General features: G+C 64.1%; 8 protein-coding genes and 1 pseudogene. 2 read left to right on the plus strand and 7 right to left on the minus strand.

Going from position 1 to position 12108, the window contains the following annotated elements:
• Together FVW27_RS19405 and FVW27_RS19410 are read right to left on the minus strand one after the other, a co-directional pair.
• On the minus strand, positions 1-544 hold a 544-nt coding region (locus FVW27_RS19405; RefSeq protein ID WP_208294894.1), incomplete at its 3' end, for an AraC family ligand binding domain-containing protein.
• 268 nt (positions 545-812) lie between these two features.
• The gene (locus FVW27_RS19410) at positions 813-1886 is read right to left on the minus strand and encodes a bile acid:sodium symporter family protein (protein WP_167128470.1); all 1074 of its coding nucleotides are present in this window, start codon (positions 1884-1886) and stop codon (positions 813-815) included.
• Between the two features lie 218 nt (positions 1887-2104).
• Between FVW27_RS19410 and FVW27_RS19415 the strand changes: the two genes are divergently transcribed.
• Positions 2105-2899: an AraC family transcriptional regulator gene (locus FVW27_RS19415; RefSeq protein WP_167128473.1), complete on the plus strand. Its 795-nt coding sequence runs from the start codon at positions 2105-2107 to the stop codon at positions 2897-2899.
• A gap of 448 nt (positions 2900-3347) precedes the next feature.
• Here FVW27_RS19415 and glpK read toward each other — a convergent pair whose 3' ends face one another.
• The 4 genes from glpK to FVW27_RS19435 form a co-directional block, all read right to left on the minus strand.
• Positions 3348-4841 carry a glycerol kinase GlpK gene (gene glpK, locus FVW27_RS19420; RefSeq protein ID WP_167128477.1) on the minus strand — a complete coding sequence of 498 codons (1494 nt, stop codon included), beginning with the start codon at positions 4839-4841 and terminating at the stop codon, positions 3348-3350.
• A 156-nt stretch (positions 4842-4997) separates the two neighbouring features.
• Positions 4998-5756 carry an MIP/aquaporin family protein gene (locus tag FVW27_RS19425; RefSeq protein WP_167128480.1) on the minus strand — a complete coding sequence of 253 codons (759 nt, stop codon included), beginning with the start codon at positions 5754-5756 and terminating at the stop codon, positions 4998-5000.
• A gap of 383 nt (positions 5757-6139) precedes the next feature.
• Positions 6140-7768: a glycerol-3-phosphate dehydrogenase/oxidase gene (locus FVW27_RS19430; RefSeq protein WP_167128483.1), complete on the minus strand. Its 1629-nt coding sequence runs from the start codon at positions 7766-7768 to the stop codon at positions 6140-6142.
• Positions 7765-8727 (minus strand): sugar-binding transcriptional regulator, encoded by a 963-nt coding sequence (locus tag FVW27_RS19435; protein WP_167128486.1) that lies wholly within the window; start codon positions 8725-8727, stop codon positions 7765-7767. Before FVW27_RS19435 ends, FVW27_RS19430 begins: the two co-directional genes overlap by 4 nt.
• A gap of 1063 nt (positions 8728-9790) precedes the next feature.
• On the opposite strand from FVW27_RS19435, the gene FVW27_RS19445 reads away from it, so the two are divergent.
• Positions 9791-11386, plus strand: a complete 1596-nt coding sequence (locus tag FVW27_RS19445) for a sensor domain-containing diguanylate cyclase (RefSeq protein ID WP_167128489.1) — start codon at positions 9791-9793, stop codon at positions 11384-11386.
• 526 nt (positions 11387-11912) lie between these two features.
• Here FVW27_RS19445 and FVW27_RS19450 read toward each other — a convergent pair.
• A pseudogene (locus tag FVW27_RS19450) lies at positions 11913-12108 on the minus strand (single-stranded DNA-binding protein); the annotation flags it as partial.

Consider the following 12108-nt stretch of genomic DNA (forward strand, 5'->3'; position numbering starts at 1 on the left):
GCGGGGCCGCATGGCGGGTTATCCAGCGGGCAAGCACGGCGGAAAGGCGCGTCTCCTGCGCCAGGGTGGGCATGCACGGCCCCGCGCGCTCCATGTCGCGGTGCAGGGCGTCGATGGCCGCCGCCAGTTCCGGATCCGCCAGCACGCCGCTGGCGAAATCCGGCAACGCGCCGTGCGGCAGTCCCGCCTCTTCCCCGGCCATGCGCACGAGGCCCGGGGCAAGGTAGAACATCCGGTAGGCCCAGCCGGCGTCACCAACGCCGTGCCCGTCGTGCGTCTCTCCGGGGGCCACCAGGTTCACCGCGCCGGGCGCGGCCACGTGGTCCCGCCCCAGGTAGCGGAAACGCAGGGCCCCGCCTTCGATGACGCCCAGCGCGTACCCCTCGTGAAAGTGCCGGGCGAACACCTGCCGCGTGTAGCGCGCCCGCAGCAGCTCCAGCCCAGACAGGCGCGAGGCGGCCATCCAGGCTATCTCTTCCTTCGGGGCAATACCCCCCTTCGGGGGGCGGAGCGAGCTATCGGATATGGCGGTACGGGGGCGCATGTCCCTCCTGTGCGGCAGACGGCGCGGAAACGCAAGCCCCTCCGCGTGCGGGCACACGGAGGGGCTGCAAGGGGATGAGGCAGAGGGAGAAGGCAGGGAACATCGGCCTCCCGATGCGGAGAAATCGCCGGGCCGATGGCTACCGGCTGTCGAAACCGGTGAAGTTGGGGCGGACTACGCCGCGCGAGGATGCTGCGCGCGGTTCTCCCCTAGCCCGCCCCGTGCCGAGGCCTGACGGCCCCGGCAAGTATCTGTGAACGAACGCCTGCTACCGGCTGGCGGCTTCCATTGCGGCGGGGGCAGCGGGTTCACGCATTTCCGCCTGAGCCGCCGCAGCGTCGCGCCCCTCCCGTTCCAGCTGCAGCATGGTACGGGCGTAGCGTTCGGCCATGATGGAGCACACGAACAACTGCAACTGATGGTAGAACATGATGGGCAGCACGATGACCCCCAGCGCCGGGTGCGCGCCGAACAGCAACCGGGCCATGGGCACGCCGGAGGCCAGGGTCTTCTTGGAACCGCAGAACACGGCGGCGATCTCGTCGGGCTTGTCGAAACCCAGCGCGCGGGCCACCACGGTGTTCAGCACCAGCACCACCAGCAGGATGAGGGCCGCGCCGCCGATGGTAAGGGCCAGCAGGTCCATGCCGTGGTCGCGCCACAGACCGCCCCGCACGGAATCACAAAACGAGTTGTACACCAGGATCAGGATGGCCACCTTGTCGAAGGTATTCACCTTCTTCTTGTGGCGGGCCATGAAGACGCCCAGCCACGGGCGGGCCAGCTGCCCCAGCACGAAGGGCAGGAACAGCAGCCCGGCGATGTTGATCATGGCGTCGGTCAGCGACAGCGCCCCACCCTGCGCACCGGCTGCCAGGGCGATGATCACCGGCGTCAGGAAGATACCCAGCAGACTGGACAGGGTGGCGTTGAAGATGGCCCCCGGCACGTTGCCGTGGGCGATGGCAGTCATGGCCACCGACGAGGATATGGTGGACGGCAACGCGCACAGGTACAGGAAGCCCAGCATCAGGTCCGCCGGGACCAGGCCGTCGAAGGCGAAACGGAAGCCGAACCACAGCAGCGGAAACACCACGAAGGTGGTCAGTTGCACCATGGTGTGCAGCTTCCAGCGGGACATGCCGTGGCGCATGCTTTCGGGCGAAATGCCTGCACCGTGGAAGAAAAAGATCAGGAAGATACCCGCATTGCCCAGCATGTCGGCGTGCAGGGTGCCGCCGCTGGCCCCAAGGTCGGGCAGCAGCGTGGCCAGGGCCACGGCGCCCAGCATGCCGGCCAGAAACCAGTCCTTGGCCATTCGTCGTGCGTACTTCGCAAACATGGTCGTCTCTCCATGAGGTCTGGGGGGCGGTGGGCGCCTCTTGCGCCGCCCGCACCAGACATCTAGCCACCCGCGCGCCTTCCTGCTATCGATACGGAGACAAGATATATCGAGAATACGCCAAACAGCGGGTTACCCGCCCCACCCCGCTGGCCCCATGGTCTTCTGCCCTTACGGATACGCAATGCTCCCGCCATGGATTGACGAAGGCCCACCGCATGACCATCCCCCGCGCCATACCCGACCTTGCCGCGCTGCCCCGACCGGTGTTCGCCAGGGCGGAATCGCTGTCCGCCGGGTCGTGGACCCATCCGCACAGCCACGACTGGGTGCAGTTCAGCTATGCCGTGCGCGGCGTACTGGAAATACGTACCCGCCAGGGCAGCCACATGGCCCCGCCGCAACGGGCCATCTGGATACCGGCGGGACTGCCGCACGAGGTGATGACCAGCGGCCCGGCTGAGCAACGCAGTCTGTACATTACCCCCGCCACGCTGGCCCCGCTGTGGGGCACCGCGCCCGACCGCTGCCGGGTGGTGGAGGTGACGTCGCTGGCCCGCGAACTGGTGCTGGCCTTCACCAAATTGCCCAAGGATTATGACGAGCACGGTGCGCAGGGGCGGCTGGTGGGTGTGCTGCTGGACGAACTGGTGGCCCTGCCCGAGGCCGGACTGTCCTTGCCGCTGCCCGCCGACGCCCGGCTGGCCGCCCTGTGCGAGGCCATGCTGGACGCCCCCGGCGAAGACCATTCCCTGCCGCGCCTGGCCGCGCGGGCAGGCATGAGCGATCGCACCCTGACCCGGCTGTTCCGGGCCGAGACGGGCCTTTCGCTGCGCGAATGGCGCCAGCGGGCGCGCATGCTGGCCGCCCTGCCGGAACTGGAGCGCGGACGCGGGGTCACCGCCGTGGCGCTGGAGATGGGCTACGACTCCACCTCGGCTTTCATCGCCGCCTTCCGTCAGATGATGGGCCGCACGCCGGGGGAATTCTTCAGCCATGCGGCGCGGGAATGACCGCGCCGCCCGGACTGGGATACGGGGCCGGAGGCATCCCCAAACAACGTTGTCAGCAAACCGAAAACGCCGGGAAGGTTGCCCTTCCCGGCGTCGTTCATACGTTGGCGCCTATGCGGCTTTGTCTTCAGGGCTGTTTCTAAAGCAGGATTTTCGTTCGTTGGCGAGGAAAACTAGCCTGCCATAAGGGAGTGCCTCAGCCGTTAGGCGAGCTTGCGAGCCTTACGGATGAGGACCGCAGCGCGCTCTTATCGTATTCGACCGAGCCTTAGCCGTTAGGCGAGCGCGTAGCGCGAGTCTTACGGATAAGGACAGCAAAGCCATGGCAGGCGACGTTTGACCTCTTTGCGCTCGATGCCCGTAAAGCTCGCAAGCTCGCTTAACGGGCACGCTTTGCGCCCTTCGGGTCGGTCCCCCAGCGGGCGAAAAGACAATTTAGAAACGGTCCCTATTCCTGCGCCCAGGCCTTGGCCCGTTCAACCGCCCGCTGCCAGTCGTACACCAGCTTTTCGCGGGTTTCGGCGGACATGTTGGGTTCGAAGCGGCGATCGAGCTGCCACATGGCCTCGATTTCCTCTTCGCTCTTCCAGAAACCCACGGCCAGACCGGCCAGGTAGGCCGCGCCCAGCGCCGTGGTTTCCGTCACCTTGGGCCGTTCCACCGGCACGCCCAGCACGTCGGCCTGGAACTGCATCAGCAGGTTGTTGCGGGTGGCGCCGCCGTCGGCGCGCAGGGCCGCCAGCTTGATGCCCGCGTCCTTCTGCATGCAATCCATGATGTCCAGGGTTTGCAGGGCGATGGATTCCAGCGCCGCGCGGGCGATGTGGGCCTTGGTGGAGCCACGGGTGATGCCCACCATGGTACCGCGCGCGTACTGGTCCCAATGCGGCGCGCCAAGGCCCGCGAAGGCGGGCACCAGGTACACGCCGCCGTTGTCCGGCACGCTCAGGGCCAGCTGTTCCACCTCGGGGGCGTCCTTGATGATGCCCAGGCCGTCGCGCAGCCACTGCACCACCGCACCGGCGATGAACACACTGCCTTCAAGGGCGAAGTACCGGCCCGAAGGCGTGGCCCAGGCCATGGTGGTCAGCAGGTTGTTCTTGCTGGCGTGCACTTCCTTGCCGGTGTTCATGAGCATGAAGCAACCGGTGCCGTAGGTGTTCTTGGCCATGCCGGGCTTCAGGCAGGCGTTGCCGTAGGTGGCGGCCTGCTGGTCGCCCGCGTTGCCGGCGATGGGAATGGCCTTGCCCAGGAACTCCGGATGGATCTCGCCCACCACTTCGGACGAGCGGGTCACCGTGGGCAGCATGGAGCGCGGCACGCCCAGAATGCCCAGCAGTTCGTCGTCCCACTGGCCGGTGTTGATGTTGAACATCAGGGTGCGGCTGGCGTTGGATTCGTCGGTGGCGTGCACCTTGCCCTTGGTCAGGTTCCAGATGAGCCAGGTGTCGATGGTGCCGAACAGCAGCTCGCCCTTTTCGGCCTTGGCGCGGGCGCCGGGCACGTTTTCGAGAATCCAGCGCACCTTGGTGCCGGAGAAGTAGGCGTCCAGCACAAGGCCGGTCTTCTGACGGAAGGTATCGGCAAGGCCGCGCGCCTTCAGTTCGTCGCAGAAGCCCGCCGTGCGGCGGTCCTGCCACACGATGGCGTTGTACACCGGCGCGCCGCTGGCCTTGTCCCAGACCACCGTGGTTTCGCGCTGGTTGGTGATGCCCGCGGCCACCACCTGAGAACCGTCAATGCCCGCCTGCTTCAGGCAGTCGCGCATGACCCACGATTCGGTGTCGAAGATCTCGTTGGCGTTATGCTCCACCCAGCCCGGCTGCGGGTATATCTGGGTGAATTCCTTCTGGGAAATCTGGATGATGTCGCCTTCGCGCGAGAAGAGGATGGCGCGAGAGCTGGTGGTGCCCTGGTCAAGTGCGAGAACGTACTTGGTCATGTCGTGCTACTCCCTGGGTTGGGGGATTGCTGCACGGGCGGCGGGAATGCGTCCCGGCCGCCCGCCGGGAACACCTTCAACGAATGCAAACCGGTTTTTTTGTCCGCCTGCAAGGCAACTGTCTGGCATGCGCAAAAAAGGCGGCTTGCATCACCATTAGGCGGACTGGGCCTTGTGCACTGCGCCCGTGGTCCAATCGTAGATGAATGCGCCAAGCGGGCCGCCGATGAGCGGGCCGACGATGGGCACCAGCACGATGCCGGGTTCCATCAGGTTGGGCTGGGTAAAGCCCGCCACCAGGGCGAAGAAGCGCGGACCAAAGTCGCGCGCGGGGTTGATGGCGTACCCGTGCATGGCGCCAAGGCTCATGCCGATGGCCACCACCAGCAGCGCCACCAGGATGCCGCCGATCCAGCCGATGTTGTTCTTGCCCGCGAAGTCGCCGATGGCGAGGATGCCGAACATCAGCACCGCGGTACCGATGATCTGGTCGATGAAGCCCGGCAGGTAGGAGGTGGTGATGGCCGGGAAGGTGCAGAAGATGCCTGCTGTGCTGGCCAGTTGCGGATCGACGCCGACCCACTTGGCGTGGAAGTCGATGAACACGATGGCCGCCCCGGCAAAACCGCCCGCCACCTGCGCGACGGAGTACGGCAGCACCTTCTTCCAGGGGAAGCGACCGGTGGCCGCCAGCGCCACGGTGACGGCGGGGTTGATGTGCGCGCCCGAGGGCAGGCCGGCCATGATGCCCAGCAGCACGGCGAGACCCCACCCGAAGGTGATGTTGTCCCAGGTAATGTTCAGGCCCTTGCCGAAAAGCACGGTCATGGCCACGTTGCCGGCACCGAAGATGATCAGGACCATGGTGCCCATGAATTCGGACACCATTTCCCGTCCCAGCGAAAGTTCCTTCATAGAATCCTCCTGATGGTACACCCTCTCTTGGATACGCGGAGCACCCTGCGTTCTCCGCGCGGTGATCGGCACCCTTGCGGGTGCGCATCCCGCCTCGTCCATCCGTGAAGTCCGATGTCGAGGATGTCTGGCGGGTTAGGCGCCTGGGAGTTGCGTCCCTCCTTGCGACACGCCGGGTCTGCACCAACCCGGTGAATCCGTTGACGGTTCAAATCTCGCTTGCGCGGCGGGGCGGGCCCCTCGCGCCATGTTCCGGGCAACCGCCCGGAAATTCCGCCTGGCATGGCACGGTGACTGTCCCGTGGCGACCCGTACGCCGCACGCATCAACCGAAGCGCGGGGCGGGCAGGGTTCATCCCTTCCCCCGCCCCGCGTGGCAAACCTTAATCCCTGGGCGCGCGCCACCCCGAAAGATACGTTTCGAGGTATTGCAGTTCCGCGTCGGTCCGGGCTGCATCCCAGCCGAGTTCGGCGGCCATGATCCGGGCAACGCCCGGCGCGGCCTGAAGCGTGTGCTCCACGTCCAGCAGGCCCATGGGCAGGCGGCGCACCAGCACGTCCACCAGGCGCATGGCCAGTTCGTTGCGCACGATGAAGGCAACCTCTGCCATGATGTGCGGGTGGTCGGGGTGTACGCGGTCGCCCAGGTTCTCGTCACGGGCGATGGTCAGCACCTGCCCCGTCTCGTCGCCGTAGGTACCGTGCAGCGCCTTGGCCAGTTCCACCGGCACGCCGTATTCGCGCGCGATTTCGGTGTGGCCGCCGGGGATGAACCCGCGCGCGCCGACAACCTTCAGGTGGCGGGTCACGCAGGGCCGCGTCAGGTTCAGGCCGAAGGCCACGTCGGCGCGGTCCACGGTATCCTGCGCCATCATGCGGTAGCTGGTCCATTTGCCGCCCGCGATGGTCAGCAGCCCGGCGGGCGAGACCTCGATGACGTGGGTGCGGGCCAGTTCCTGGGTGCTGCCCTTGCCGGGCGCGAACACCAGCGGCCGCAGCCCGCTCCACACCGCGCGCACGTCTCCGCGCGTGACGGGCCGCGACAGGTACTTGCTGGCGTAGCGCAGCAGGTAGTCGATGTCGGCCACGTCGGGCACGGGGTCGTGCTCGGGGTTGGCGTGCTCGTCGGTGGTGCCGAAGACCACGTGATTCTGCCACGGTATCATGAACAGCACGCGGCCGTCTTCGGTCTTGGGAATCATCAGCGACAGGTCCGGCGGGGTGAAGCCCGCCTCGAGCACGATGTGGATGCCCGAGCTGACCTTGAGGATTTCATCCGCGCCGGGGTCGTCCATGCGGCGCACGGTGTCGGCCATGGGACCGGTGGCGTTGATGATGCCCCTGGCGCGCAGGGTCCACGTTTCGCCGGTCAGCATGTCGCGCAGTTCCGCGCCGCGCAGCCGCCCGCCCTCCTTGATCAGGTGGGTGACTTCCACGTGGTTGCAGCAGGTGGCGCCGTGGGCGTTGGCGGTGCGCGCCAGGGCCACGGCCATGCGCGCGTCGTTGAACTGGCCGTCCCAGTAGGTGACGGCGGCCTTGTAGTCGCCCATGCGCAGGGTGGGGAACATGCGTTCCGCCGCCCGCTTGCCCACGAACCTGCTGTGGCCAAGGCCAAGGCGCCCGGCCAGCAGATCGTACAGGGTAAGCCCCGCGAACATGTAGCCCGCGTCCTTCCAGCTGGGCACGGGCGTCAGCAGGCGCACCGCGTGGGCCAGATGGGGGGCGTTGGCCAGCAGAAAGCCGCGTTCGCGCAGGCCTTCCCGCACCAGGCCGAACTGTTCGCGGTCGCATTGCAGCACCGCCTTTTCCAGGTAGCGCACCCCGCCGTGCACCAGTTTGGTGCTGCGGCTGCTGGTGCCCTGCGCGAAATCGGCCCGATCGACCAGCGCGACGTCCAGCCCGCGCGTTGCCGCATCCACGGCCACGCCGCAACCGGTAGCCCCGCCGCCGATCACCAGAAGATCGAATTCGCGGCCGGACTTCAGTCGTTCCAGCAACCCTGACCTGTTCATGCATCTCCTCCATGTTCCCGATCGAGCAGGCGCACCGCGGTGCCCTCGTCCGTGACCAGCACGTTGACGAAGCCGCCGGTAAGCGCCGCCCTTATGATCGCAGTCTTGTTCTCGCCGCCCGCGGCGGCGATGGTCATCGGTATGGAGCGCACCTCGTCGAGGCTGGGCCCCATGAAGCAGGCGTTCATGGGGTGTTCGACGGGCACGCCCGAAGCGTCGACGAAGGTGCCGAACACCTCGCCGACGGCCGTGGTGCGCTGCAACGAGCGCACATCATCCTGGGTTATGGCGCCGAGCACCACGTTGGTGGCGTCGGTGGCAAGCTGGCCTATGCCGATGAGCGCCACGTCCACCCGCACCGCCCGTGCGTACACGGAGCGGAACAGTTCCTGCGACTTCAGCAGGCGGCACGATTCCGGGCTGGGGGCGAACATGGGCGCGGCAATGTAGTAGGTCTGCGAGGCGGACAGGCGCCGCGCGAAAGTGGCCACGATTTCATAGGGGTTTATCACCACGCTATAGGGCAGGCCGCCGTACAGCGAAACCACGGTAAGCCCCTGAGCGGGCTTGCGCGGCACGGCGGTGGCGGCGGCGGCAACGGTGGTGCCCCAGCCGAGGCCCAGCGAAGAACCATCGCGCAGCACCCCGGAAAGGTACTGGGCGGCGGCGTGGCCAAGATTGCGGTTGAGCGATTTCTGCGAAGGCGGGGCGGGTATGACAACGGCGCGGCGCAGGCCGAAGGCGGCCTCCATGCTACGCTCAAGCTCGTAACAGACGGCCCGGTCGGCGTTGACCAGAATCTGCACGTAGCCTTCATCGCGGCAGACCTGAAGCAGCCGGTTGACTCGCACCCGGCTGATACCCAGCCAGTCGGCCACGTCGGACTGGGTCATGCCCTCGACGTAATAGGCCCATGCGATACGGCTGAGCAGCGCGCGTTCCATGGGGTCGTGCATCATCTGCGTCTCCTGCCGCGCACGGCGGCGGAAGGTGGTACCGCAGATCCTGCGCGCGTTCCCTGTTGCTGGTCCGAAAGCGGTGCGAAACACCGGCTTTCGTCATGGCGCGCGGCCTGCCCGGTACTTTTGTTCACAGAACGTACATATGTCACTTTTCCGCGTCATGGCAACAAAAATCTTGGAACGGCGCACAATATTTTTTTAACATAAATGATAAATTCATGTGCTTTTGCCATATTGCAACACACATCCTGCCAGCCTTCACGAGTGCGCACACTCCTATTTCTGAACGCATCCACAACGTTGGCGCGCATACCATAAAAAGGCGAGCACCCGCGCTCTGTGCGCTGGCTGCTCGCTCATGGTCTGATTGAACTGAAGGGGTCCGGCACAGAAAAGACCGGGGTAGAACGACTGCGGCCCACACCGGATTCCGGAGTGGGTCACCCCATGCGCATGCGGTGCCTCTGCCTGATGAGCCACGGAAGGGAAATCCCCCGCAAGCCCCACCGCACACACATGGCCGCTCCTTCTTCCCCGCTGCCGAGGTTTGGGGGCAGGGAAAGCAGCAGAAAATTCATTCAAAGCAAGCCAGGACAAACAACGTCAGCCCGGAAAGTTGGGTAACGTGACCGCGCCTGATGCGGCCCGCTCCCACACGGGAGTGGGCCGCCTGCAGCCAGGCATCCACCTCGAAGAGGCGCTGCGGAACCTGACTGCAACGGCGGCCTGACAAGCGGGGTACTGATGCTGCCAAGCCACAGTCCCAGAGAGGATTGTGATCCACATGGCTTCACACTTTATAGCCAATGAACTTGAATTATACCATTATTTTTTAAAAATATCGACACAGTACAGCTACCGTGGACATAATCCTCCCACTGCAAGAGAACATGCACCATAAGCCAAGAGCGAATGACATCCGGACGAAAGTCCGGCACGAGACGCGGGCGCTCGATATAGCCAAACTATTAGATTCGAGTTCATGTTTGCATTGCCTTGGCGAGAAACGTACAGTCGTCAAAGACCGCAAACAACCTGATGGAGCACAAAGGATATCCGCATGCTCATCTTTTCTACGATAGAAGGCAAACTGCGTGCCTATACGGTGATCCTGCTGACCCTACCGCTACTTGCGGCATGCATTGCCTTCTACACCATAGTGCGACAAGCAAATATCACAAACGCATACCACGACATATATACTGAAACAAGCTACACAAAATATTCCATCAATACATGGCTTGAACATCGCGCTGGAGACATCGAGCATGTCGCCGCCACCCCATCTGCACTACTGGAAGACCCCAAGTTCACCAGCGATTTTTTCAAAGCCTTCCTGAAGTCCCACGAGGATTTCAGGAGCCTTGTGCTTTTCGACACGGCAGGAAATGTCCGAACAAGCATCCCAGAAACTCAACGAGGAAACGTTGCCGACCGTGAATACTTCGCACGGGCGCGCAAAGGCCTTGCAACAACCACATCTCTCCTCAAGAGCAGACTTTCCGGAGAATACATCATTATCGTTGCGCACCCCGTGCAGGACGAGAAGGGCGCTTTCTCCGGTGTTCTGACGGGCGCAATCAACATCAACACCATTCTCCAGACGTTCTCCCTTTCCCACAGCAGCGGTTCGTGGCGCCCCATTTTGCTGGACGCACAAACCCACACCCCACTGGCGGACATGGAATCAGGTTCCGCAAAGATCATCCCGCCCCCCGATGGCGATACGGGCACCCCGCAGATTTACAAAAACTCCGACAACGCCCGTGTCATCGGCGCCAGCATGCCAGCCAAGGACGGCGAATGGCTTGTGGTCATGGAAAAGCCCGTTGCCGAAATTCTTGACGGCATGGAAAGAATGCTGCTGGTGCTCGCCATTGCGTCACTTGGCACCATGGTTGCTCTGCTGCCCTACATCCGACGGTTCTCATCCGGTGTTGTCGAGCCGGTAAAGACCATCTCCGCTCTTTCGACAAGAATGCTCGAGGGGCAGTACGACGCCGAGTGCATCCTCATCGACACCAACAGGACTCCCGTGGAAATCGCCACGCTGTACGACAACTTCTGCAAGATGTCCCAAAGGTTGAGCCGTTACGTGGAAGAACTGGAGGTCTACACCTCCACGGACCCGCTCACCGGCCTTGGCAACCGACGCAGCCTGCAAAAGGAAGGCGCACGCATCATCGAAATGTGCAAACGCAGCGGAACCCAGTGTTCCTGCCTTGTCCTCGACCTGGACCACTTCAAACGCATCAACGACGCTTACGGGCACCCCACGGGCGATGTGGCCTTGCAGACGGCCAGTGCCATCATCATGCGCAACATCCGCAAGGCGGACTTCGCCGCTCGCTTGGGGGGAGAGGAATTCACGGTCATCGCTTCGCACACCCCTACCGATCAGGCCCTGGTGCTTGCCGAACGAATCCGGGCCGACGTGGAAAGAACGCCCATCACCCACGATGGCCACACATTCACCATGACCATCAGCATCGGCATTGCCCCAGTCAGCGCCAGTTGCGACGGCAGCACCACCCCGCTTGATGACGTGATAAGCAAGGCCGACTGCGCCCTGTACAAGGCCAAGAACAACGGCAGAAACCGCGTGGAACAATGGCATGCCGAAGACGCTACGATGAGTTGCAAGCACCACCAGTAGCGAGCGCGACTTCAGAAGGGCTGCCGCCATAGGATGTGCCCGACATCCCCTACTTTCCGCCCGGTGTGTGCGGTGTGAGCCCCCCTCACACCACAACGCAACACACTGTTACAAAGAACGTCTCCTCACACCTCTCCGTTTTTGCCCATCCAATCAATCACATGTTTTCAGAGTGTTAGCGCATACCTGCTCTGGTGTGAGGCGGAGATATGCAGCAGTTAGGTCTAACCGTCACGAAAATCGGGGGATGAACTGCGACAAGGTAATTAATTATTACATTTAAGCATTTATATTCAAAAAGTTTTCATCACCGCTTATACCGACAGAAACGAGGCCTTGCGTTTGGAAAGCACGTTCTCGCGCACGGCGCGCACGCATGTGCGCGCTGCGTGGGTATTTCATGTCATTCCTGGCTATTGGACGAAAAACCCCGGAGGTTCCAGGGAGCCGCCGGGGAAGGAAATGCGAAGGGGCCGCCTTGCGGCGGCCCCGGAAACTCGATGCTGCGGGCCAGATACCGGCGCGCCTAGAACGGCACGTCGTCCATGCCGCTGGCTTCGGAGGGGAAGGCCGGGCCGAGGTCGTCGTCCATGCCACCGTAGGGGTCGCCCTGCGGGGCCTGACGGCGCTGGCCGCCCTGTCCACCCTGACCGCCCTGGCCGCCGCCCTGACCACCGGTGGGCTGCTGATAGGACCGGCGGGGAGCGCCGCCGCCTTCGGCG

The sequence above is a fragment of the Nitratidesulfovibrio liaohensis genome, from assembly GCF_011682075.1.
GTDB lineage: Bacteria > Desulfobacterota > Desulfovibrionia > Desulfovibrionales > Desulfovibrionaceae > Cupidesulfovibrio > Cupidesulfovibrio liaohensis.